Source organism: Rhodococcus sp. B7740 (assembly GCF_000954115.1).
Classification (GTDB): Bacteria; Actinomycetota; Actinomycetes; order Mycobacteriales; family Mycobacteriaceae; genus Rhodococcoides.
Window position 1 is genome coordinate 1,043,482 of sequence record NZ_CP010797.1, and the last position, 22,926, is coordinate 1,066,407.

At 66.2% G+C, this 22,926-nt stretch carries 20 protein-coding genes; 7 read left to right on the forward strand and 13 right to left on the reverse strand.

The genetic code is table 11. The features are described from left to right. Positions 1 to 563 precede the first annotated feature (563 nt). From lnt to NY08_RS04765, 5 genes are all read right to left on the reverse strand, one after another. A complete protein-coding gene (gene lnt / locus NY08_RS04745) occupies positions 564 to 2,156 on the reverse strand; it encodes an apolipoprotein N-acyltransferase (protein ID WP_082073695.1) in 1,593 nt (530 codons plus the stop codon). Continuing rightward, positions 2,146 to 3,699, reverse strand: a complete 1,554-nt coding sequence (locus NY08_RS04750) for an amidohydrolase (protein ID WP_082073970.1) — start codon at positions 3,697 to 3,699, stop codon at positions 2,146 to 2,148. Before NY08_RS04750 ends, lnt begins: the two co-directional genes overlap by 11 nt. 59 nt (positions 3,700 to 3,758) lie before the next feature. Beyond that, complete coding sequence (locus NY08_RS04755) at positions 3,759 to 4,295, reverse strand: FxsA family protein (protein ID WP_045195169.1); 537 nt, start codon at positions 4,293 to 4,295, stop codon at positions 3,759 to 3,761. An 81-nt stretch (positions 4,296 to 4,376) separates the two neighbouring features. Next, positions 4,377 to 5,033: a response regulator gene (locus NY08_RS04760; RefSeq protein ID WP_045195171.1), complete on the reverse strand. Its 657-nt coding sequence runs from the start codon at positions 5,031 to 5,033 to the stop codon at positions 4,377 to 4,379. A gap of 16 nt (positions 5,034 to 5,049) precedes the next feature. Beyond that, positions 5,050 to 6,213 carry a sensor histidine kinase gene (locus tag NY08_RS04765; RefSeq protein ID WP_045195173.1) on the reverse strand — a complete coding sequence of 388 codons (1,164 nt, stop codon included), beginning with the start codon at positions 6,211 to 6,213 and terminating at the stop codon, positions 5,050 to 5,052. Between the two features lie 17 nt (positions 6,214 to 6,230). Here NY08_RS04765 and NY08_RS04770 point away from each other — a divergent pair, with 17 nt between their 5' ends. From NY08_RS04770 to NY08_RS04780, 3 genes are read left to right on the forward strand one after another with little or no spacing between them, the layout of a single operon-like run. Continuing rightward, positions 6,231 to 6,998 (forward strand): TSUP family transporter, encoded by a 768-nt coding sequence (locus NY08_RS04770; protein WP_032398089.1) that lies wholly within the window; start codon positions 6,231 to 6,233, stop codon positions 6,996 to 6,998. After that, on the forward strand, positions 6,980 to 8,536 hold the full coding sequence (locus NY08_RS04775; protein ID WP_045195175.1) for a TldD/PmbA family protein: 1,557 nt from the start codon (positions 6,980 to 6,982) through the stop codon (positions 8,534 to 8,536). Before NY08_RS04770 ends, NY08_RS04775 begins: the two co-directional genes overlap by 19 nt. Further along, positions 8,533 to 9,909: a metallopeptidase TldD-related protein gene (locus NY08_RS04780; protein ID WP_045195177.1), complete on the forward strand. Its 1,377-nt coding sequence runs from the start codon at positions 8,533 to 8,535 to the stop codon at positions 9,907 to 9,909. The genes NY08_RS04775 and NY08_RS04780 overlap by 4 nt, the downstream gene beginning before the upstream one ends. Positions 9,910 to 9,925: 16 nt before the next feature. Here the strand turns inward: NY08_RS04780 and NY08_RS04785 are convergent, their stop codons facing one another. The 3 genes from NY08_RS04785 to cobN all read right to left on the reverse strand — a co-directional run bounded on the left by NY08_RS04785 (position 9,926) and on the right by cobN (position 14,439). After that, positions 9,926 to 10,351, reverse strand: coding sequence for a VOC family protein (locus NY08_RS04785; RefSeq protein WP_032398478.1), 426 nt, complete (start codon positions 10,349 to 10,351; stop codon positions 9,926 to 9,928). A gap of 83 nt (positions 10,352 to 10,434) precedes the next feature. After that, the gene (locus NY08_RS04790; protein WP_045195179.1) at positions 10,435 to 10,815 is read right to left on the reverse strand and encodes a PPOX class F420-dependent oxidoreductase; all 381 of its coding nucleotides are present in this window, start codon (positions 10,813 to 10,815) and stop codon (positions 10,435 to 10,437) included. An 18-nt stretch (positions 10,816 to 10,833) separates the two neighbouring features. After that, complete coding sequence (cobN, locus tag NY08_RS04795; RefSeq protein ID WP_045195181.1) at positions 10,834 to 14,439, reverse strand: cobaltochelatase subunit CobN; 3,606 nt, start codon at positions 14,437 to 14,439, stop codon at positions 10,834 to 10,836. A gap of 232 nt (positions 14,440 to 14,671) precedes the next feature. Between cobN and cobG the strand changes: the two genes are divergently transcribed. The 3 genes from cobG to cobJ all read left to right on the forward strand — a co-directional run bounded on the left by cobG (position 14,672) and on the right by cobJ (position 17,987). Continuing rightward, on the forward strand, positions 14,672 to 15,802 hold the full coding sequence (gene cobG / locus NY08_RS04800) for a precorrin-3B synthase (protein WP_045199735.1): 1,131 nt from the start codon (positions 14,672 to 14,674) through the stop codon (positions 15,800 to 15,802). 68 nt (positions 15,803 to 15,870) lie between these two features. Beyond that, the gene (locus tag NY08_RS04805; RefSeq protein WP_045195183.1) at positions 15,871 to 16,497 is read left to right on the forward strand and encodes a precorrin-8X methylmutase; all 627 of its coding nucleotides are present in this window, start codon (positions 15,871 to 15,873) and stop codon (positions 16,495 to 16,497) included. Then, the gene (gene cobJ, locus NY08_RS04810; protein ID WP_045195185.1) at positions 16,494 to 17,987 is read left to right on the forward strand and encodes a precorrin-3B C(17)-methyltransferase; all 1,494 of its coding nucleotides are present in this window, start codon (positions 16,494 to 16,496) and stop codon (positions 17,985 to 17,987) included. The genes NY08_RS04805 and cobJ overlap by 4 nt, the downstream gene beginning before the upstream one ends. On the opposite strand, the gene NY08_RS04815 is transcribed toward cobJ, so the two are convergent. The 3 genes from NY08_RS04815 to NY08_RS04825 are packed head-to-tail and all read right to left on the reverse strand — an operon-like array spanning position 17,970 to position 20,718. Then, positions 17,970 to 18,734: a cobalt-precorrin-6A reductase gene (locus tag NY08_RS04815; protein ID WP_045195186.1), complete on the reverse strand. Its 765-nt coding sequence runs from the start codon at positions 18,732 to 18,734 to the stop codon at positions 17,970 to 17,972. The two genes, cobJ and NY08_RS04815, sit on opposite strands and share 18 nt — an antisense overlap. Further along, a complete protein-coding gene (cbiE, locus tag NY08_RS04820) occupies positions 18,713 to 19,987 on the reverse strand; it encodes a precorrin-6y C5,15-methyltransferase (decarboxylating) subunit CbiE (protein ID WP_235387105.1) in 1,275 nt (424 codons plus the stop codon). The genes NY08_RS04815 and cbiE overlap by 22 nt, the downstream gene beginning before the upstream one ends. Beyond that, a complete protein-coding gene (locus tag NY08_RS04825; RefSeq protein WP_045195188.1) occupies positions 19,960 to 20,718 on the reverse strand; it encodes an SDR family NAD(P)-dependent oxidoreductase in 759 nt (252 codons plus the stop codon). Before NY08_RS04825 ends, cbiE begins: the two co-directional genes overlap by 28 nt. 45 nt (positions 20,719 to 20,763) lie before the next feature. Here NY08_RS04825 and NY08_RS04830 point away from each other — a divergent pair, with 45 nt between their 5' ends. Beyond that, positions 20,764 to 21,177 (forward strand): TIGR03618 family F420-dependent PPOX class oxidoreductase, encoded by a 414-nt coding sequence (locus NY08_RS04830; RefSeq protein ID WP_045195190.1) that lies wholly within the window; start codon positions 20,764 to 20,766, stop codon positions 21,175 to 21,177. 19 nt (positions 21,178 to 21,196) lie between these two features. On the opposite strand, the gene NY08_RS04835 is transcribed toward NY08_RS04830, so the two are convergent. Beyond that, positions 21,197 to 21,775 carry a nucleotidyltransferase family protein gene (locus NY08_RS04835; protein ID WP_032398474.1) on the reverse strand — a complete coding sequence of 193 codons (579 nt, stop codon included), beginning with the start codon at positions 21,773 to 21,775 and terminating at the stop codon, positions 21,197 to 21,199. After that, positions 21,772 to 22,914 carry a M24 family metallopeptidase gene (locus NY08_RS04840; RefSeq protein ID WP_045195192.1) on the reverse strand — a complete coding sequence of 381 codons (1,143 nt, stop codon included), beginning with the start codon at positions 22,912 to 22,914 and terminating at the stop codon, positions 21,772 to 21,774. Before NY08_RS04840 ends, NY08_RS04835 begins: the two co-directional genes overlap by 4 nt. Positions 22,915 to 22,926: the final 12 nt, after the last annotated feature.

The window sequence follows — 22,926 nt, forward strand, 5'->3', positions numbered from 1 at the left end:
TGCGCGCGATTGAGCAATTCTGGCTTCCGTTCTGGTCTGCGTTCGTGTCGTTTCACACACGTTCGGTGGTGATATGGCTCTGTATCAATTCGTCACGCATCACCGATCGGATTGAAACAGGGAGAGAACCCGGTTCTACCGGATGGAACAAACCGTGAGTTCTACGAATGAGTGTGTGGTGACTCTCGAATCCATTGTCCTGTACGACACGAACTCCCCTCCCCGCCAGGCGTACGACACGCTCGACACTGTCGGCGTCGGTGCAGCGCTCACATACCAACGCGAGACTGTCGGTCATCCACTGGAAGTCGAGCCCGGAAATCCCGCGTCGAGCATCCCAGCGGCTTACAAAGATACAACATCGGCAAGGTTCTTTTGGACGGTAATCATAAGAACCATCGATCGCCGTCTCCAGCCTGTTACAGAAGTGACCGCGAGTGCCACTCGAACAGATGCTATTCGGTCGATCGAATGACTCCGCGTGCCGGGTCGAACGGCTTTGCCCTACTCGTATCCGACTCGGCGACGCGAAAAACCCACTGTTCACCGACTCGGCGATTGTTTCACGAGGTGGAACGGCGGCGCCCGGACAGAAGCGTTGCGCCGAGTGCTCCGACGGCTGCCAGACACAGCACCAGTTCCGATCCGACGCCGATTCGTGTCGCGACGGTGAGGGACTGTCGCAGTACGACACTGGACACCAGCACGTCAGGGGTGAACAGCGGCGTCTGCTGCAGAACGTGTCCGTCGGGCGACACGATCGCGCTGACGCCGCTCGTCGCCGCCACCACAACTGTTCTCCCGTGCTCGACGGCGCGCACTCTGGACATCGCAAGTTGTTGGTAGGTCATTTCGGTGTCACCGAAGGTCGCGTTGTTGGTGGGTATGGCGATGAACTCTGCGCCCGATCGGACCGATTCCTCGAGGGCGCGATCGAATGCGACTTCGTAGCACGTCGCTATTCCGGCCGCTATTCCCCCGGCGCGCACCACTCCATTTCCGTCGCCGGGGACGAAATAACCCGCTCGGTCGGCATATTCCGAGAACAAGCGGAAGAAACTTCGGAATGGCAAGTATTCGCCGAACGGTTGAATTATCTTCTTGTCGTGCCGCTCACCGGGCCCATCGGTACCGTTCCACGCAATCACCGAATTGGTGTTCGTGCCATCGGCATTGACCAGTACCGTGCCGACGAGAATCGGAGCCCCCACGGCCACCGACGCCTCTGTGATGAGAGTCGCAGCGTCGGCATTTCTCAACGGATCGATATCGGACGCATTCTCGGGCCATATGACGAGATCCGGAGCAGGCTGCCTGCCGGCCTCGACGTCAGCGGCCAACGTCATCGTCTCCCGCACGTGATTGTCCAGCACCGCTCGCCGCTGTGCGTTGAAATCCAGACCCAGCCGCGGAACGCTTCCCTGGACCGCCGCGATCGTCACCGTCCGTTCGTCGCCCTCCGGTGCGTCGTTGCTGTGCAGCGTCGGTAGCAGCATCAGCGCCACGATGGACGCCACCGTCGTTGCGGCGACCGGTCCGAGGTACGAACGCACTCCTCCTCGTCGACCGACCGCGAACAGCAGAGCAGCCGCTCCGGTTCCGGTCAGCGCCACCCCGAAACCGAGCAACGGTGCACCCCCGATGCTCGCCAAGGGAAGCAGCCAGCCCTCGGGTTGTCCGAATGCCAGTCGACCCCACGGAAAGCCACCGAAGGGAACACTCGATCTGAGCCATTCGGTCAGGCTCCAGGCCAATGCCATGGACAACGGCCACCATGCACTCCGTGCCGCCAACACCCCGAGCACTCCGAACAGGCCGACGAAGACCGATTCGGCGAGGGCGAGCGCCAGCCAGGGCATCGGTCCCACGTACACACCGATCCATGGGAGCAGCGGAACGAAGAATCCCAGACCGGCGGCACAGCCGTAGCCGAATCCCGCTTTCAGCGATACCGAACCACGGCCGCCGAAGCCGGTCAGAACGAGGGCCAGTAGCGCGATACCCAGCGGTGCCAGGAACCACAGGGTTCGCGGCGGAAAGCTCACGAATATCAGCGCACCACCGGCAACGGAGAGCGCAGTGGACAGTGCGGCCCGGCGCAGCCGCTCCGCCGATGACACCACCGTCTCGACACCCGAAGCGGACTCAGTTCTCATGGATGACCTGTCCGCGATGCACGGTCATCGAGCACCGTGGAGCCGTGGACGACGGGTCGAGACCGGGCAAGGGAGATACCCCCGCGCGTGGGTCCGTCGACCACCGTTGCACGCTGTCCTTGGGTGCTCGGACGACGAGCTCGTCGACCTCCCACACCGCAAAGGACGCGGGTGCCCCCGGCACCAATGTCCCTGCCAATCCGTCTCGGACTCCGCCCGCGCGCCATGCTCCGCGGGTGGAGGCCGAGAATGCGGCCCGGGGCGAGATGGCACTGCCCGGCGTGCGGTGATCGACCGCCGCCCTGACCGTCGCCCACGGATCGAGTCGGGTGACCGGCGCATCCGACCCGAACGCGAGCGACACCCCCGCCGACGCCAAGCGCGCGAACGGATGCAGCGCCGACGCCCGGTCTGCGCCGAGCCGTGCCGAGTACAACCCTTCCGTGCCGCCCCACAGTGCGTCGAACATCGGTTGCATGCTGGCGATCACGCCCCACGACGCCAATCTGTCGGCCTGTTCGGGTGCGACCATGGCCAGATGTTCGAGCCGGTGCCCGCACGCGGCGACGGCAGGAGTTCCGAGTTCGGCCACCACCTGCTCGAATGCAGTGACGGCAGCCGAAATCGCCGCGTCACCGATGACGTGGAAACCAGCCTGCACTCCTGCCGTCGTGCACGCCGAGATGTGTGCGGTGATCGCATCGACGTTCTCGTACGACACGCCCGATCCGGCATCGTCGGCGTACGGCGACGACAACCATGCGGTCCGCGACCCCAGCGAGCCGTCGACGAAGATGTCGCCGGCCAACCCGTGGGCACCGGTGCTCTCGAGAAGCTGTCGGGCCTGCTCGGCCGTCTCGACCAGCTCGCCCCAGTATCCGCGCACCTCCACTCCGTGTCGGGTGGACATCAGTTCACGGAAGTCGTCGATCCCCGACACGACCGGACCGGCACATTCGTGGACAGCGACGATTCCCTGCGCCGCAGCACTGTCGAGCGCAGCCGTTCGAGCCCGATCCCGGGTATCGGCCGTCATCATCGACCGCGCGGTCAGCCGGGCGAGGTGATGAGCGGCAGCGGTGAGCGGAGACTGCCCCGCGAAGCCGCTGGTCGATTCGATACCGGCGGCGGCAACGCGCAACGGCGTCGAGACGGCGGCCGAATGCGCATCGATGCGAGCGAGATACACCGGGCGCCCGGGCGCCGCCGCATCGAGGTCGGCTGTCGACGGTGCGCGACGTTCGGGCCACTCGGTTTCGTCCCACCCGTGTCCCCAGACGAGAGCGTCCAACGACGACGATGCGTGGTCGGCGAGCACCCGCATACAGTGTTCGAGCGAGATACAGTCGGACAGATCGAGTCCGACCAACGACAGCCCCAGGTCGGTGACGTGCACGTGAGTGTCCACGAACGCCGGTGCCACGAAGGACCCGGCCAGATCGGTGATGCGGACCCCTGGGTGGAGTGCTCGCCCGGTGCGATCCTCACCGATCCAACTGACGATTCCATCGGTCACGGCCATGGCGGTGGCGTCGGAAGCCATCGGACTGTAGATCCGTCCGCCGCAGAACAATTCGGTGGTCACGAACGACCAGTGTGCCCCTACCGGTGTGGCTTCCGGAAATCCCCACCGGCGGGATCGAACCGGTCCGCCTCGATCACCTGTCCCTCGAGGATCAGCGCAGAACCGGATGCATTCGGCGCGCGAGTACTCCTGTCGACGTCATCGTCGAGGATCTCACCGTCGATGACGGTGGGGCGCATGCGCCGAGTCGCGGTCGCAACCTGCGGCAACCAGCGTGCGGCGGCCCACATCACCGCTGGGCGTAGCAGCCACCTGGTCGGCGGGATCATCAACAGCAATCCGATCACCGTGGTCACCAGACCCGGCACGAACATCGCGACCGACCCTGCGGCGAAGAGAGCTCCATCGGCCACGGCTCCGCCGGCCGATCGTTCGCCTCTCGATGCCCTCTGCAGACCGTCCAACACGCGTCTGCCCTGCGATCGCACCAGCAGTGACCCGACCAGCGATCCGCCGATCAGCAACACCACTGTCCAGAGCACACCGAGTGCGCTTCCCAGGGCGACCAGCGCTGCGACCTCGACCACGACATAGAGTACGAACAGAGCGAGCATGACGGTCCTTTCTTCGCTTCATCGGTACAACGCGCGGGGCATCGAAATCGCTCCCGGTGTGACCGGTTTGCCGGGAGATTCTCAGGAACCCGGCCGCACGAGTCCGGTTTCGTACGCCAGCACGACCGCCTGGACTCGATCACGGACACCCAATTTCGTCAGAATTCGGCCGATGTGGGTCTTGATCGTCGCCTCGGACAGATGCAGTGCGGTCGCGATCTCCGCATTGGACAAGCCGGTCGCCAGGTGCACCAGCACCTCGCGCTCACGGCCGGTGAGAGCGTCGAGAACGGAGGCGTCGGTGGTCGACGGAGTCTGTGCGACGAACCTCGAGAGCAAGCGCTTGGTCACCTTCGGTGAGACGACGGCGTCGCCTGCGGCCACGCTGCGAATCGCGGAGACCAGGTCCTCCGGTGGAGTGTCCTTGAGCAGGAATCCACTGGCCCCCGCCCTGAGTGCACCGAGGACGTGTTCATCGAGATCGAAGGTCGTCATCACCAGAACCTTGGCGTCCGAACCGGATTCGGTGATGGTGCGGGTAGCGGTCACGCCGTCGACACCGGGCATCCGGACGTCCATCAGCACCACCGCCGGTGCCAGTCTCGCTACGGCTTCGACGGCACTTGCCCCGTCGGCCGCCTCCCCCACCACCTCGATGTCGTCCTGTGCCTCGAGCACCATGTTCAATCCCATGCGCATGAGTTCCTGGTCGTCCACGACGACAACGGTGATCGACACCGACCCAACCTAGCCCTCACTCGATCGGCAGCGTCGCCCGCACGAGCCAAGTGCCGTGTGGCGTCCGACCCGCATGCAGGGTTCCTCGAAGCACCGCTACTCGCTCACGCATTCCGAGCAGTCCGTGCCCACCGCCGTCCGCGGATGTCGGTGCGCCCGAGCCGGTGCCGTTGTCGGAAATCTCGACGGTGACCGCCTCCTCCTCGCGAACGACCTTGACGACGGCGCGCGGCGCATGGCCGGCGTGCCGGAGAACGTTGGTCAGCGATTCCTGGACCAACCGATGAACTCCGAGGCTGATCGCCGGGCTGATGTCGTCCAGATTTCCGGTCTGTTCGAGTTCGACGTTCAACCCGGCGCGACCCATCATCTCGACGACACGCGCCAGTCCCGCTGTCCCGTACTGGGGCATGTCGTCCGAGTCGGGCGACGTCCGCAGCAACGCGACCGTTCGACGCAACTCCGCGAGCGCCGACCGGCCCGTGGCGGAGATGTTGGCAACGGCCTGCTCTGCACGCTCGGGGTTGCGTCTGATCGCATACGAGGCACCGTCGGCCTGGACCACCATGACACTGACGCTGTGGGCAATGACGTCGTGCAACTCGCGTGCGATGCGCGTGCGCTCGGAGATCACCGCTTCTTCGGCGCGTCTGTCCCTGTCGTACTCGGCCACGACGAGACGGGCCTGCGTCGCTTCGTCGTATGCCCTGCGGGCACCGAGAAACTCCGCCGCAACCCACGACAGCGCGTACATCAGCGCGCTGAACAACAGCGTCGTGAAGACCGGTTGGTCGAACAGGTACAGGCTCGCGGCGGTGTACACAGCGAGCGCGGCGGCATAGATGCCGGCCTGGATTCGACCGACGTACGCAACCAGGGTGTAGAGCATGATCGGCAGGGCCAGAGCGGCCGGGTGACCGTTGTACGCATCGCCCGCCAGGCTGCCTGCTGTGTCGGAGGCGAGCGCGGTGACGAGAGTGAGCGCTGCGATCGAGCGCGGCAGACGGCGCCGCCATGCAACGGGAATCGTCAGCACCACCGAGAACACCAGGAACAACGGTGCGTTGAGACCGTCGACCGAGCTGACGAACACCAGAATGTCGAGGACGAACAGCCCGGCCGCCAGCAGGACGTCGGCCACGAACGGCTGCCCACGGAGCCACAGACTGAATCGACGCATGTGATTGAGTTTGCCGTATGACTGCTGCCGACTGGGGATTGCTGATGGTCGCTGCCACGGCCGCCGGTTGGGTCGACGCCGTGGTGGGCGGAGGTGGTCTCATCCTGCTGCCCGCCATCCTTCTCGTGGCCCCTCAGCTGACGCAGCAGGCGGCGCTGGCGACGAACAAGGCAACTGCCGTGTTCGGTACCGTCGCCGCCGTCGTCACCTTTTCGCGGAAGGTCCCGCTGAACTGGCCGGTGCTGATTCCGGCCGCCGTCCTTGCCGCCGTGGCCTCGGCCGCAGGCGCTGCTGCGGTGTCGTTGATCGATCGCGAGCTGTTCATCCCGATCATCATGGTCGTCCTCGTCGGTGTGGCCGTACTGGTCACCTGCCGTCCGACCATCGGCCGAACGGCGGCACCGTCGCCGCCGACCCATCGCAAGGTTCTGATCGTCATCGGCTGCGCAGCCGCCGGAATCGGCTTCTACGACGGCATTCTCGGGCCCGGCACCGGAACGTTCCTCATCATCGCCTTCGCCACGCTGCTCGGTACCGAGTTCGTGCGCAGCGCCGCGATGGCCAAGGTGATCAACGTCGGGTCCAACGTCGGTGCCCTCGCCTTCTTCGCGGTCACCGGCAGCGTCTACTGGCAACTCGGAGCGGTCATGGCGGTGTGCAACGTGTTCGGTGCCGTCCTCGGGTCGCGTACAGCGGTCGCCCGCGGTGCCGGATTCGTGAGAATCGTCCTGCTCGTCGTGGTGGTGGGGATGGTCGTCCGACTCGGATGGCAACAATTCGGCTAGCGTCTTCAGGCGTGACGAGACAATCGGATCGGTCGGTCGACGCCGACTTCCTGGCTCTGCCCCTGCAGGCCCTCGCGGACGCCGCCCTGAGCACGGCACGGACCGCCGGGGCAACGCACGCCGATGTTCGCGTGCAGCGCTCGACGACTCAGTCGATCTCGCTGCGCGACGGCTCCGTTCAATCCGCCGTCGACGCCGGGGAGATCGGTCTCGCCGTGCGGGTCGTGGTCGACGGGACCTGGGGTTTCGCATCGCACGCCGAACTCGGCACCGACGCAGCCGCAGCCACGGCCCGGAGCGCAGTCGAGGTGGCCACAGCGCTGCGCGCACTCAATCGTGAACGCGTGGAACTCGCTGCCGAGCCGGTGTACTCGAACGCAACGTGGGTGTCGGAGTACGACATCGACCCCTTCGAGGTACCCACCGCCGAGAAGGTGTCACTGCTCGCGGAGTATTCGTCCCGGCTGGCCGCGTCGGATGGCGTCGACCACGTCACCGCCTCGGTTCTGCAGGTCAAGGAGCAGTCGTTCTACGCGGATCTGGCCGGCAGCAGCATCACTCAGCAGCGGGTTCGACTCCATCCTCAGTTCGAGGCCACCACCGTGGATCGATCCGCCGGTGCGTTCGAGACCATGCGTACCCTCGCGCCACCGGTCGGACGAGGCTGGGAGTACCTGGGTGAGAACGGCACCTGGGACTGGGCCGACGAGCTTGCGCGGATACCCGAATGGTTGGCCGAGAAGGTGAAGGCACCGTCGGTCGTGGCAGGACCGACGGATCTCGTCATCGATCCGACCAACCTGTGGCTCACCATTCACGAATCGATCGGGCACGCAACGGAATACGATCGGGCCATCGGCTACGAGGCTGCTTACGCCGGCACCTCGTTCGCGACTCCGGACCAGCTGGGTACGTTGCGCTACGGATCGCCCGTCATGCACGTCACCGCGGACCGAACCGAGGTCAACGGTCTGGCCAGCATCGGCTGGGACGACGACGGAGTGGCATCGCAGAAATGGGATCTGGTGCGCGGCGGGACGTTGGTCGGCTACCAACTCGACCGAGTGTTCGCCCCGAAGCTCGGTCTCGAGCGGTCCAACGGGTGCTCGTACGCCGATTCTGCGCATCACGTGCCGATCCAGCGTATGGCGAACGTGTCGCTGCAGGCCGACCCCGACACCGATCGATCCACAGCCGACGTCATCGGTGAGGTGGAGGACGGCATCTACGTCGTCGGCGACAAATCCTGGTCGATCGACATGCAACGGTACAACTTCCAGTTCACCGGCCAACGCTTCTACCGAATCCGCAACGGCGTGCTCGACGGCCAGGTGCGTGATGTGGCGTACCAGGCGACCACCACCGAATTCTGGGGTTCGATGGAACTGCTCGGTGGACAGTCCACGTGGCGACTCGGCGGCGCATTCAACTGTGGCAAGGCCCAACCCGGGCAGGTTGCCGCCGTCAGCCACGGCTGCCCCGTCGCGTTGTTCCGCGGCGTCAACGTCCTCAACACCCGATCGGAGGCAGGCCGATGATCGCTCCGCAGCTCGTGATCGAACGTGCACTCGCCCGCGCGAGTGTCGACGACACCATCGTGATCGTCACCGACTCCAGTGACGCAACGTTGCGGTGGGCCGGAAACTCCATGACCACCAACGGAATCGCCACCTCGCGGCGTTGGGAGGTCATCTCGATCGTGCGCGGGGCGGACGGCACTCGAGTCGGTACCGTGTCGTCGACGAGTGTTGACCCGGACGACATCGAGGCGGTGGTGCGGGCGAGCGAATCGGCAGCACGATCGGCAGAGACCGCGGAAGACGCGATGCCGCTGCTGCCTTCGGATTCGGTCGGGTCCGCCTCCGGATCGGAGAACTGGGACCGCAGTGCGACGCACACGTCGATCGACGTGTTCGGGTCGCTGGCAACGGAATTGAACGTCGGATTCGACGGCGAGGACACGCTGTACGGATTCGCGCAGCACACCGTCGACAACGTCTGGCTCGGAACCTCGACCGGTGTGCGCCGTACGTTCACCCAACCCACCGGATCGGTGGAGATCAACGGCAAGCGATCCGGGGCGAGCGCTTGGGTGGGCACAGGAACAACCGACTTCCGGGACGTCTCGGTCCGAACGATGTTGGCGGAACTGTCCACCCGACTCGGCTGGGCCCGGAACACCGTCGAACTGCCCGCCGGTCGGTACGAGACTCTGCTGCCCCCGTCGGCGGTGGCCGATCTGATGATCTACCTGATGTGGACCATGGAAGGCCGCGGAGCGCAGGAAGGCCGCACCGCTCTCTCGCGGGCCGGGGGAACGAGAGTCGGTGAGAAACTCACCGACCTGCCGCTGACGCTGTACTCCGACCCACGCGCATCCGGACTCGAGTACGCGCCGTTCGTGATCGCCGGCTCGTCGAGTGATGCGGTATCGGTGTTCGACAACGGCATGGACATCGAGCGGGTCGACTGGGTGCGCGACGGTTCGGTCGCGGCCCTGTCCTACCCGCGTGCCGCCGCGCAGAAGTTCGGCGCACCCGTCGCGGTGCCGGGCAACAATCTCGTCATGACCGGCGGCACCGATACTCGGCTGGACGAGATGGTTGCCGCAACCGAGCGGGGCCTGCTGCTGACCACGCTCTGGTACATCCGAGAGGTCGATCCCACCTCGCTGCTGCTCACCGGGCTGACCAGAGACGGGGTCTACGCCATCGAGGACGGTCGGATCACCGGCGCAGTGAACAACTTTCGCTTCAACGAGAGCCCGCTCGATCTGTTGCGACGCGTCACCGAGGCGGGCGCAACGGAGGCGACACTGCCGCGCGAGTGGAAGGACTGGTTCACTCGCACGGCGATGCCGCCGCTACGCATCCCCGACTTTCACATGTCGTCGGTGAGCGCCGCGCAGTAGGGCTCGGTGGCGCGACCTACTTGTCGGGGCCGGAGAGCTCGAGTGCGATGTTGTCGGGGTCGCGGAACTCCACGATGGACAGTCCGGGCCCGGCGTCCTTGATGCCCTCGTGCGCGATACCCAACTCGTCGAGTGTCTTCACGGCGTCCTCGAGGGCGGCGCGGGTGTCGACGGTGAAACTGAGGTGATCGAGTCCGCAACGGTCCTCGGCGAATGTGTCGTCGCTCGGTGCGACCGGGCGCAGACCGAGCAGGCCACCACCGAATTTGTAGATGACGCCGCCGAAGAGGAACCACAGCGCCTTCTTGGTCTCTTCGTCCGCGTCGGGATCCCAGGCGTACGCGACGTCGAAGCCGAACACCGAGTCGTAGAACGACCGGGACCGTTCGATGTCGCTGACGGTGAGGCGAACATGGTTGTAATCGGTCACTGCGATTGGCACGTGGTGCTCCATTCCGGCAGCAGGGGAAGCTGCCTCACGAAGCATTCGGAACCGCGCATGCGAACGATGGCACCGCTCGCAACTCAGGCGGCGGTGATCGCCAATCCGACGGAACCGCTCTTGCCCCGTCGCAGCACACTTCCCTTGACCGTGAGCCATCCGATGATTCCGTACTTCGACGCGATCGCCGAGCGAGCCTTCTCCGTCTCGGCCGCGTCGAGAATCTCGGCCCGCGCGTCGACCGCGTCGCCCTGAGGGTTACCGCGCATGTCGCACGGTGCCAGCGTGACTGCGGGGTTGCGGCGAATCCGTTTCACCTTCCACGAATCGGCCACCGTCCAGACCAGCAGCCGATTCCCGTCGAGGGCACCCCACAGCGGAGTCGGAACCCCGGTGCCGTCTTTCTTGAACGTCGTCAGCAGTACGTACTTGCCTTTGGCAATGTCTTCGAAGGTGGCAGCCATACTGCTCAGGATACGTCGCTATTCGCCCTCGAGCTCGCCCTCGGTTTCCAGATACACCTTGCGCAACCCGTCGAGAACCTGCTTGTCCGGCTCGGCCCACATCTTCCGTTCGGCCGCTTCGAGCAGCCGCTCCGCGATACCGTGCAGCGCCCACGGATTGGACTGTTGCATGAACTTCTGGTTCTGCTCGTCGAGCACGTACGTCTCGGCCAGCTTCTCGTACATCCAGTCCTGCACCACGTCGGTCGTCGCGTCGTAGCCGAACAGATAGTCCACGGTCGCCGCCATCTCGAACGCGCCCTTGTACCCGTGCCTGCGCATCGCCTCGAGCCACCGCGGGTTCACCACCCGGGCGCGGAACACTCTCGCGGTCTCTTCCGAGAGCGTGCGCGTGCGAACCGATTCCGGCCGCGTGCTGTCACCGATGTACGCCTCGGGCGACTTCCCGGTCAACGCACGCACGGTTGCGACCATGCCTCCGTGGTACTGGAAGTAGTCGTCGGAATCGGCGATGTCGTGCTCACGCGTATCGGTGTTCTTGGCGGCAACGGCAATGCGCTTGTAGGCGGTGCGCATGTCGTCCGAGGCGGGAACGCCGTCGAGACCACGGCCGTACGCGAAGCCGCCCCAGGTGGTGTACACCTGCGCCAGGTCGTCGTCGCTCCGCCAGGTCTTGCTGTCGATCAGCTGCAGCAACCCGGCACCGTACGTCCCCGGCTTCGATCCGAAAATGCGTGTGGTGGAACGCCGTTCGTCACCGTGCTCGGCGAGATCGGCCTGCGCATGCGCTCGAACGTAGTTCTGATCGGCCGGCTCGTCCAACGCGGCGACCATCCGAACCGCATCGTCGAGCAATGCGAGCACATGGGGAAACGCGTCACGGAAGAACCCGCTGATGCGGACCGTCACGTCGATGCGCGGACGGCCGAGCTCGACGAGATCGATCACCTCGAGCCGAGTGACTCGGCGCGACGCCTCGTCCCACACCGGTGACACGCCCAACAGTGCGAAGACTTCGGCGATGTCGTCGCCGGAGGTCCGCATGGCCGACGTGCCCCACACCGACAGCCCGACCGATTTCGGCCACTCGCCGTGGTCCTGGCGGTAGCGAGCGAGCAGGGACTCCGCCATCGCCTGACCGGTCTCCCACGCCAACTTCGACGGCACGGCCTTCGGATCGACGGAGTAGAAGTTGCGGCCGGTGGGCAGAACGTTGATCAGCCCGCGCAGCGGTGAACCGCTGGGCCCTGCCGCGATGAAACCGCCGTCGAGCGCGTGCAGTACCTGGGCGATCTCGCGTGAGGTCCCGCGCAGTCTCGGAACGACCTCGGCTGCGGCGAACTCGAGAATCTGTGCAACCACGCCGCCGTGCTCGCCCGCAACTCGCGCGGCCGCTGCGGGATCCCACTGAGTTGCCTGCATCGCCGCGACCAATCCGTGGGCGACGGCCTCGATACTGTCGACGCGGGTGCGATCCTCGTCTCCGTCCTCGCTCAGACCCAGCGCCTCGCGCAGACCTGGAACCGTCTGCTCCCCGCCCCACATCTGCCGAGCACGCAGCATGGCCAGAACCAACTCGACCTCGGCATCGCCGACGGGTTCCTGGCCGAGAATGTGCAGGCCGTCGCGGATCTGCACATCCTTGATCTCGCACAGCCAGCCGTCGACGTGCAACAGCATGTCGTCGAACACTTCCTCGTCGGGGCGCTCCTCCAGTCCGAGGTCCCTGTGCATCTGCGCCGCGGTCATCAGCGTCCAGATCTGCTGGCGGATGGCAGGCAGCTTGGCCGGATCGAGTGCCGAGATGTTCGCGTGCTCGTCGAGCAATTGCTCGAGCCGGGAGATGTCACCGTAGCTCTCCGCACGCGCCATCGGCGGAATCAGGTGATCGACGAGAGTGGCGTGCGCGCGACGCTTGGCCTGTGTGCCCTCCCCCGGATCGTTGACGAGGAACGGGTAGATCAACGGCAGGTCGCCCAACGCCGCATCGGTTCCGCAGGAGGCGGACATACCGAGTGTCTTACCCGGCAGCCATTCCAGGTTGCCGTGCTTGCCCAGGTGGACCATGGCGTCCGCACCGAAGCCGCCGTCGGCCTCGGTGGCCGAGATCCACCGGTAGGCCGCCAGATAGTGATGGCTCGGCGGCAGGTCCGGGTCGTGATAGATCGCAACCGGCTTCTCGCCGAATCCCCGAGGTGGCTGCACCATGATCACCACGTTGCCGAATTGCATTGCTGCAATGACGATTTCACCGTTCGGATCGGCAGACCGATCGACGTAGAGATCGCCCGGCGCCGGGCCCCAGTGCTCGATCACGCCGTCGCGCAGATCTGCGGGAAGCTGCTCGAACCACCGGCCGTACTGCGCGGCCGAGATGCGAATGGGATTGCCCTCGAGCTGGGCGTCGGTGAGCCAGTTGGGATCCTGGCCGCCGCGGGCGATCAACGCGTGAATGAGTGCGTCACCGTCGCGAGCAGCCAGACCGGGCACCGAATCCGGGCCGTCGAGCGGTCCGAGGTCGTAGCCGGCGGCGCGCATGTCCGACATCAGCGCGATCGCGCTCGCCGGAGTGTCGAGACCGACGGCGTTGCCGATCCGCGCATGTTTGGTGGGATAGGCCGAGAACATCAGCGCGATGCGGCGGTCGGCAGCGGGAATATGCCGCAGCCGGGCGTGCCGCACCGCGATGCCCGCCACCCGAGCAGCACGCTCGTGGTCCGGAACGTACGTGGTCAACCCGTCGTCGTCGATCTCCTTGAACGAGAACGGAACCGTGATGAGCCGGCCGTCGAACTCCGGGACGGCGACCTGCGTGGCCACGTCCAGCGGGGAGAGTCCGTCGTCGTTCTCGGACCACGTCGCGCGAGAACTCGTCAGGCACAGTCCCTGGAGGATCGGGACGTCGAGGGCAGCGAGTTCGGCGACGTCCCAGGCCTCGTCGTCCCCGCCTGCCGACGCTCCGGCCGGTTTGGTGCCTCCCGCGGCGAGAACGGTGACGATCAGGGCATCCGCCGACTTCAGCGTGTCGAGCAGGTCGGCTTCCGCGGTGCGCAGCGACGCGCAGTAGATCGGGAGCGCGGTGGCACCGGCGTTCTCGACCGCGGTGGCGAGAGCGTCGATGTAGGTGGTGTTACCGGCAAGATGTTGGGCGCGGTAGTAGAGGATCGCCACCGTCGGACCCTCGGAGCTCGCGGCGGAGTGGCGCTCGAGGTGACCCCACGTCGGGAGGTGTCGTGGTGCGTCGAAACCGTGCCCGGTCAGCAACACGGTGTCGGAGAGAAAGTTGTACAGCTGACGCAGGTTGTCGGACCCACCTTCGGCCAGATAGTTGTGCGCCTGCGCGGCGACGTTCGCGGGGACCGTCGAGATCTCCATCAGGTCGGCGTCGGGTGCCTGCTCGCCGCCGAGTACGACGACGGGCAGTCCGGTGGCGAGGACGGCGTCGATGCCCGACTCCCAGGATCGACGAGACCCCAGGATGCGCACGATGATCAGCTCTGCCGTCGCAGCCATCGCCGGTATGTCCTCGGCGAGAAGGCGAGAAGGGTTTCCCCAGGTGAAGTCGGCTCCACTGGCACGGGCACTGAGCAGATCGGTGTCCGATGTGGACAGCAGCAAGAACACGGGTAACGCCCTCCTCGGGGGTTTCGCGCCCCTGGAAATCGGTGTGTCGGTCTTCGACTCGTCGGCGAGAGGGTCTGACTCCTGCCCCGTCCCGAGGGACTGGATGGGGCGTCACAGTGGCGCGACCGTACCGGATTCTCGCCGGTTTCCTCTCGGCCTGAGCCGTGGACATCGAATGCTACCGGGGCGAGCATGGAATCGGGCCACCCGCTGCGCTTGTAGCCTGGTGACCATGAGTTCGCCAGAGAGGTCGGTGCCCGACGGCTGCCCCGGAGCGCTGACGACCCATCTGGCCGCGGACGGGCCGCTGGCACGAGTTCGGCTGCCGGGCGGAGTCGTGTCGCCGGGCCAGATGCAGGTGCTGGCGCAGGCCGCTGCGGAGCTGGGTGACGGCACATTGGAACTGACCTCGCGGGGCAACATCCAGGTGCGCGCGGTCTCGGATCCGGACGGCTTTGCGAGCAGGCTGGCCGACGCAGGGTTGCTTCCGTCCTCGACGCACGAGAGGGTCCGCAACATACTCGCCTCTCCACTGTCGGGCCGGGTGGGCGGCCTCACCGATGTGCGTGCGCTGATCGGCGCGCTCGACGAAGGCCTGTGCGCACGAGCCGACCTGGCCGAACTGCCGGGGCGAACGCTCTTCGCGCTCGACGACGGCCGTGGCGACCTGTGCGGACTGGAACCGGACTTCGGTGCCTACGCCCAGCCCGACGGTTCGTTCGCTGTGCTGCTGGCGGGCCGGGACAGCGGCGTTCGCGTGGACCGCGACAAGGTCGTCTCGACGCTGCTGGACTGCGCCGGTGCCTTCGTGGAACTGCGGCAGTCCCAGTGGCGGGTGGCCGAACTGGATGACGGCCCGGCGCACATCATCGACCGTCTCGGGCTCTCGGCCGGCCCCGCCCTGACGTTGCCCGCACCCGTGGAGGTGCCACCGATCGGATGGCTCGACCAGGACGACGGTCTGGTGGCGCTGGCCGCAGGCTTGGCCAACGGTGTTCTCGGGGCGCGGCTCGCAGAGTTCCTCGCCGCCATCGACCGTCCGTTGATCATGACGCCGTGGCGATCGCTGATCGTGTGCGACCTGGACGAGGAACCGGCCGAACAGGTCGTCCGCGTGCTCGCCCCGATGGGACTGATCTTCGACGCAGCATCTCCGTGGATTCGGGTGAGTGCGTGCACCGGATCGCCGGGGTGCGAGAAGTCGCTGGCCGACGTGCGAGCCGACCTCTCCGCGGCAGTCGATGCCCGGATGACGCCGCGCGACGAGCGGCAACACTGGTCCGGGTGCGAACGGCGTTGTGGACGGCCCAAGGGCGAGGTGACCGACGTCATCGCGACGGGAATCGGCTACCGCGTGTCCTGAGTGGGTGCCTTCACCCCAGGTGCGACCGGTTTTCTGCTGAGGGGTCCCTCTCCCCTATCGTGAAACGCATGCACGACTACGTCCGCGACGGCGCGGAGATCTATCGGCAATCGTTCGCGACGATCCGAGCCGAAGCAGATCTGTCTCGGTTCGCACCGGACGTGGCACAGGTCGTCGTACGCATGATTCACGCGGTCGGAGAGATCGATCTGACCGAGACCATCGGCTACACCCCCGCGGTCGTGGCCTCCGCTCGCGCGGCACTGAACTCGGGCGCGCCGATTCTGTGCGACGCCAACATGGTTGCCGCCGGTATCACCCGTCGTCGTCTTCCGTCCGACAACGAGGTGCTGTGCACCCTGTCCGATCCGCGGGTGCCGGAGTTGGCGAAGCGGATGGGCACCACGAGAACTGCTGCGGCGCTGGAGTTGTGGGGCGACAAGCTCGACGGTGCCGTCGTCGCGATCGGCAATGCACCGACTGCGCTCTTCCACCTGATGGAGATGCTCGCGGCCGGAGCGCCGAAGCCGGCGGCCATCGTCGGCGGCCCGGTCGGATTCATCGGTGCGGCCGAGTCGAAGGAGGACCTGATCGCCGCGGACCTCGGCGTCGAGTATCTGGTCGTTCGAGGCAGACGGGGTGGCAGTCCGATCACCGTCGCGGCCGTCAATGCCATCGCGAGCGAGCAGGAATGACCACTACCGGAAAACTGTGGGGTGTCGGCGTCGGTCCCGGCGATCCGGAGTTGTTGACGGTCAAGGCCGCTCGTGTGATCGCCTCGGCCGACGTGGTCGCTTTCCACAGTGCGCAGCACGGTCGCAGCATCTCCCGCGGACTGGCGGCCGGGTACATGCGGGACGGGCAGCTCGAGGAACATCTGGTCTATCCGGTGACCACCGAGACCACGGCGCACCCCGGCGGATATCAGGGTGCGATCGACGAGTTCTACGAATCCGCTGCCGCACGGCTGGCGTCCCATCTGGATGCGGGACGCTCCGTAGTGCTTCTCGCCGAGGGCGATCCGCTGTTCTACAGCTCCTACATGCACATGCACAAACGGTTGGCCGACCGCTTCGAGGTCGAGGTCGTGCCCGGCGTGACGTCGGTCAGTGCGGCCTCGGCCGCGCTGGCAACTCCGCTCGTGGAGCGAGACGAAGTGTTCACCGTGATTCCCGGCACGCTGCCCGCGGACGAACTCACGCGCCGACTGCGCGGCACCGACGCGGCCGTGATCATGAAGCTGGGCCGGACCTACCCCACGGTGCTCGAGGCACTGGAGCGTTCCGGCCGGTTGGGTGAGGCGCGCTACGTCGAACGCGCCAGCACGCCCCAGCAGCGAGTACTCGACGCCACAGACGCCGACAACGTGCCCTACTTCTCGATGATCGTCGTGCCGAGCCCGTCCAACCGAGCCGAAACGCGCACCGGCACCGGAGAAGTGGTCGTCGTCGGCCTCGGTCCAGGCGACGACGCATGGACGACCGACGAGGTGCGCGCCGAACTGGCCGCCGCCACCGATCTCGTGGGCTACGTCACCTACATCGATCGGGTACCTCCGAGACCCGGACAGGTTCGACACGCCAGTGACAACAAGGTCGAATCCGAACGCGCCGCCTTCGCACTCGATCTCGCCAAACAGGGTCGCCGAGTGGCCGTGGTCTCCTCCGGCGATCCGGGGGTGTTCGCGATGGCCACCGCCGTGATCGAAGTGGCAGCCGAGCAGCAGTGGAACTCGGTACCGGTACGGGTGGTGCCCGGAATGACGGCCGCCAACGCCGTCGCCAGTCGAGTGGGCGCACCGCTCGGCCACGACTACGCCGTCGTCTCCCTCTCCGACCGCCTCAAGCCCTGGGACGTCGTCGCAGCACGGCTCTCGGCGGTAGCCGGAGCCGACATGGCGATCGCAATCTACAACCCGGCCTCGAAATCACGAACGTGGCAGGTTGCGGCGATGAAAGACATTCTGCTCGAGCACCGTTCGCCGCAGACCCCCGTGGTCATCGGACGCGCAGTGGGCAGCGCGCAGGAATCCGTTCGCACCGTCACGCTCGGCGAACTCGACCCGGAGTCGATCGACATGCGATGCCTGCTCATCATCGGATCGTCGATGACGACGGTGGTCGAGACGGGAAGCGGACCGAAAGTGTTCACCTCCCGCCGGTACCCGTCAGAGGGTGGAGCGTAGTCGATTCGTCAGCCAGTCCACGGCGGCCGCGATGTCGAACACCGTCGGCGCCGAGCCGGTGCGCGCAGGACGGTCGACCACGATCACCGAAATCGATGCCGCTCGGGCAGCATCGAGCTTGGCCCGCGTCATGTCGCCGCCGCTGTTCTTGGTGATCAACAGGTCGATTCGGTTGTCCGCGAGCATCATCGCCTCGTGGTCGACGTCGAAGGGACCACGGTTCAGGTGCAGCGTCATGTGCGGCGGGACCGGGCCGGTCGGAGGGTCGATCGCTCGGACCAGAAACCACGAGTGATCGACACTCGCGAAATGATGAACACCCTGCCTGCCGGTCGTGAGGAACACCCTGCTTCCGGGGGTGATCGACGACGCCGCGTCGGGCAGTGAGGCGACCGAGGTCCATCGATCACCCTCTCCCGCGGTCCACGGTGGCCGCGTCAGTACCAGCAGCGCGACCGACGCTTCCCGCGTGGCCTGCTCGGCGTGTGCACCGATGGTGGAGGCGAACGGATGTGTCGCGTCCACCACCACGTCGATTGCGTTGTCTCGCAGCCACCCTGCGAGGGCGTCCGGACCACCGAAGCCACCGATTCGCGTCCGTCCGACGGGCAGAATCGGCTCGGCAACCCGTCCGGCCAACGAGGTGATCGTCTCGATCCCCTGCACCGCGCCGAGAGCGACCGCGAGTGCCCGCGACTCCGTCGTACCACCGAGAATCAGGACTCTCACCGTTCGGTCGCAGTCCATTGTTTTGTCGCACACCATTGCGTGACCGGCAGCTGCGGTCTCCACGTCGTGAACGAGCCCAACGGTTCACCGCGATAGATCTGGAACCTGCGGAGCTCTCCGCCGTACTTCGCCGCCGCGGTCAGCAACAGCGAATCCGATTCTGCGGTCACCGAATTGGCGACCAGTCGTCCGCCGGCGCGCACCGCGTTCCAGCACGTCTCGAGCATGTCGGCCCCGGTCAACCCGCCACCGATGAACACCGCATCCGGTACCGAATACGAGTCGGAGACCGCAGCGAAGCTCCCCGGGGCATCGCCGTGCACCACGAGCCCCGGAACTCCCAGGCGCAGTGCATTGGTCTCGATCTGCTCACGGCGTGCCTGCGAGCTCTCGAACGTCACTGCGCGACAGGATCGGTCGGTCCGCATCCATTCGATGGCAATGGTTCCCGAGCCGCCTCCGATGTCCCACAGCAACTCTCCGGGTGCCGGCGCCAACGCGCTGAGAGTGAGTGCTCGAACCTCCCGCTTGGTCATCTGGCCGTCTCCGGTGTACGCAGAGTCGGCGAGGCCGGGAATGCGGGTGTGGCGGGGCGCGTCGGGATCTCGGACACACAGCAGTGCAACGACATTGAGTGGGTCGACGCCCTCGAACGTCGACTCTCGGGCGATTCCGCCGACGACCCGCTCGGCCGGTCCGCCGAGCTGCTCGAGGACGGTCAGTTCACTCGATCCGAAGCCGTTGGCGCACAACACAGCCGCGATCTCGCCCGGCGTACTGCTGCCCCGGCTCAACACCAGTATCCGACGACCGTCGGCCAGCTCGGGCAACACCGTCTCGGCCGGGGTGTTCACCAGGGACACCGTCGAGGTGTCTTGTAGTGCCCAGCCCAGTCGCGCGCATGCCAGTGACACCGAGGACGGTGCCGGGTGGACCCGTACGCGATCGGCACCGAACTCCCGCACCAGCGTGACCCCGATGCCATGGAACATCGGATCCCCGCTGGCCAACACGCAGACGCGAGCACCTGCGCAGGCGTCGAGCATCGGCCGTAAATTCGGCACCAACGGACTGGGCCACGTCCTGGTCTCGGTGCAGTGCTCTCGCACCTCCGCGATCTGGCGGGCCGAGCCGAACACCACATCGGCGTGCTCGATCGCCGTGCGGGAACCGACAGACAGTCCGTCCCAGCCATCCGCACCGATTCCGACGACCACGATCGGGTTGGGCACCGGTGCCACCATCAGCGCGGCATCCTGCGCCAGAGCCATTGCGGCAGTAGACGCATGCCGAAGAACACCGGTCGCAGAGTGCCGGGGATCCACACGGTGGCCCGACGCTTGCCCAGCGCGGTGACCACGCCGTCGGCGACCTGATCCGGTGTACTGGACATGGGCGCGGGTGTCATCCCCTCGGTCATAAAACCGATGACGAATCCCGGACGAACGAGTAGGAGATGGACCCCGCTGCCGTGCAGGGAATCGCTCAGTCCGCCGGCGAACCCGTCGAGACCGGCCTTGGCCGACCCGTACACGTAGTTGGCGCGCCGCACTCGAACTCCCGCCACCGACGAGAACACGACCAGGTCGCCGCTCCCCTGCGCTCGGAGCAACTTCGCCGCATGCGTCAGCACCGAAACCTGCGCCAGGAAGTCGGTGGTGATGACGTCGAGAGCGTGCTGAGCGTCGTTCTCGGCGCGCGCTTGATCCCCGAGGATGCCGAACGCCAACACCACGATCCCGATCGGACCGTATCGCTCGGCAATCCGGCTCACGAGCTCGGCGTGGGTGTCCATCGCGTTCGCGTCGAACTCGACGGTGTGAACGGCGTCCGCGCCTGCCTGCTGCACTCGTCGTTGCTGGGCATCGAGGTCACTGCTGCGCCGAGCTGCCAGTACGACGGTTCGGCCGGAGGCGAGTCGGGTAGCGACCTCCAGTCCGATCTCGCTGCGCCCACCCAACAGCAACAGCGTTCCGGCCGCGGGTTCTGCTCGTCTGCTCACGCCGACCAGTCTTGCCGATGAAATCGCATTCACTACAGTCGGGGCATGGCCGCCATTCCCGCAGACGCGACTGCCCTCGCCGACGACGCATTCGAGTTCCTTGCCGAGCGGCATCTGGCCACTCTGACGACACTGCGACCCGACGGAACCCCGCACGTGGTCGCCGTCGGGTTCACCTACGATGCCGAATCCCGCTGCGCTCGGGTCATCACCAACGACGTATCGCAGAAGGCGATCAACGCCGGCCGTGGCGCCTACGCCGCCGTCACCCAGATCGACGGCGCCCGCTGGCTGACGTTGGAGGGCCCCGCGTCGGTCCGAAACGATCGTGAATCGGTCGTCGATGCGGAGAACCGCTATGCGCAGCGCTACCGCGTACCCAGGGAGAACCCCACCCGAGTCGTCATCGAGATACAGGTCCAGCGGGTACTGGGTAGCCGTTCGCTGCTCGACCGGTAGCGGGCCGTCCCGTCTGCTTTCACCGCCAGGGAAGCACGGTCAGGTTCGGCCATTCGGTCGTCCACCGGGCAGCCTTGGCCTCGTACACGTGCCGCATCGGCAACCGCGGGTTCGGCCGCACGATTCCCGCGAAGAGATCCTCGAATCCGTGCGGTGCGTACACGACGTCCGTACCGCCCTGGTCGGTGGTGATGCCGAAGCAGCACGTCGTGGAGACGAAGTGATCGATCGCATCCTCGGTGCTTCGGTACGGTGCGATCGCAGTGCCGAAATGCTGCTCGTACCACAGGTGTACCCGCGCCTCGTTGCGTACTTCGACGTCCACACCGAGGTCGGCGAACACCGATGCCGCGCGCTCGATCACCTCGTTCTCCGATTCGTAGGACAGATCGGAGTCGTCGAAGTAGAAGAAGTCGTAGTCCCGGATACCCGCACGAAGGTCCCTACCGGCCAGGTGGTTCCAGACCGTCTGGAACAGGCCACCCGCCGTCAGGTACCACCCGGGAAGCTTCAGTTCTGGTGCACGTCGAAGTATCTCGGCGACAGCAGGATTGGATCGAACGATCGAGACGAACTCGGGCTCGCCTCGATTCGTCACGCCGGCAGGACGGCCAGGCCGTGCGGCCGCAGGTTGACCGACTCGCACCCGTCCGCGGTGACGACGACGATGTCCTCGATGCGCGCACCCCACTGTCCGCGGAAGTAGATTCCCGGCTCGATGCTGAACGCCATTCCTTCGGTCAGCGTGATGTCGTTGCCGGCAACGATGTACGGCTCCTCGTGCACCGACAGGCCGATCCCGTGCCCGGTCCGGTGCAGGAACGCCTCGCCCAGACCGGCGTCGACCAGCACGTCGCGGGCTGCCGCATCGATGGACTGCGCCGTGACGCCGGGCACCACCGCATCGACAGCTGCCTGCTGGGCCCGCTCGAGTACCGCGTACTGCTCGGCGATCTCTGCCGAGGGCTCGCCGAGACTGTACGTGCGGGTCGAGTCGGAGTTGTATCCCGGTGCAACGGGTCCCCCGATGTCGATCACCACGATGTCGCCTGCCTCGACGACTCGATCGGAGACCTCGTGGTGCGGGTCGGCACCGTGAGGCCCGGACCCGACGATGATGAATTCCGGTGCTGTGTGGCCTTCTTCGACGATCGCGGCCGCGATGTCCGAGGCGATCTCCGCTTCCGTGCGGCCTACTCGAAGCCACTCGCCCATCCGGGCGTGCACGCGGTCGATGGCGTACCCGGCGCGGCGCAACGCGTCGATCTCGGCCGCATCCTTGACCATTCGAAGTTCGCGAAGCACGTCGGTGGCCAGCACCGGGACCGTGCCGAAGACACCCGCCAACGGCACGAAATGCAGGGCAGGCATGGCGTCGGCGACGGCTGTTCTCGTTCCGCCGGGAACTGCCGCTGCCACCAGTGCGTACGGATCCACACCGTCGACCCAGTCGACGAGCGTCAGAGACAGCTCCTGCGCCGCGGAATCACCCAGTGCGGCGAGCTCGAGCCGCGGAACCACGACCGTCGGGGTGCTGCCGTCTGCCGGAACGACCAGAGCGATGAGACGCTCGAACGAGCTGGCCTTCGATCCGATCAGGTACTGCAGATCGGGACCCGGGGTGATCAACAGGGCATCCAAGCCTGCTTCCGACGTCAGGCGAGCCGCGCGGGCGAGTCTGGACGCGTAGACATCGCTGGAGAAACGTGAGGAACTGACCGAAGAATCGACACTCATACCTTCAGGCTA

Coding starts and splice junctions, on each gene's coding strand:
- lnt (WP_082073695.1), bottom strand. CDS start 2,156: ATGAGAACTGAGTCCGCTTCGGGTGTCGAGACGGTGGTGTCATCGGCG.
- NY08_RS04750 (WP_082073970.1), bottom strand. CDS start 3,699: ATGGCTTCCGACGCCACCGCCATGGCCGTGACCGATGGAATCGTCAGT.
- NY08_RS04755 (WP_045195169.1), bottom strand. CDS start 4,295: ATGCTCGCTCTGTTCGTACTCTATGTCGTGGTCGAGGTCGCAGCGCTG.
- NY08_RS04765 (WP_045195173.1), bottom strand. CDS start 6,213: ATGCGTCGATTCAGTCTGTGGCTCCGTGGGCAGCCGTTCGTGGCCGAC.
- NY08_RS04770 (WP_032398089.1), top strand. CDS start 6,231: ATGACTGCTGCCGACTGGGGATTGCTGATGGTCGCTGCCACGGCCGCC.
- NY08_RS04775 (WP_045195175.1), top strand. CDS start 6,980: ATGGCAACAATTCGGCTAGCGTCTTCAGGCGTGACGAGACAATCGGAT.
- NY08_RS04780 (WP_045195177.1), top strand. CDS start 8,533: ATGATCGCTCCGCAGCTCGTGATCGAACGTGCACTCGCCCGCGCGAGT.
- NY08_RS04790 (WP_045195179.1), bottom strand. CDS start 10,815: ATGGCTGCCACCTTCGAAGACATTGCCAAAGGCAAGTACGTACTGCTG.
- cobG (WP_045199735.1), top strand. CDS start 14,672: ATGAGTTCGCCAGAGAGGTCGGTGCCCGACGGCTGCCCCGGAGCGCTG.
- NY08_RS04805 (WP_045195183.1), top strand. CDS start 15,871: ATGCACGACTACGTCCGCGACGGCGCGGAGATCTATCGGCAATCGTTC.
- cobJ (WP_045195185.1), top strand. CDS start 16,494: ATGACCACTACCGGAAAACTGTGGGGTGTCGGCGTCGGTCCCGGCGAT.
- NY08_RS04815 (WP_045195186.1), bottom strand. CDS start 18,734: ATGGACTGCGACCGAACGGTGAGAGTCCTGATTCTCGGTGGTACGACG.
- cbiE (WP_235387105.1), bottom strand. CDS start 19,987: ATGGCTCTGGCGCAGGATGCCGCGCTGATGGTGGCACCGGTGCCCAAC.
- NY08_RS04830 (WP_045195190.1), top strand. CDS start 20,764: ATGGCCGCCATTCCCGCAGACGCGACTGCCCTCGCCGACGACGCATTC.
- NY08_RS04840 (WP_045195192.1), bottom strand. CDS start 22,914: ATGAGTGTCGATTCTTCGGTCAGTTCCTCACGTTTCTCCAGCGATGTC.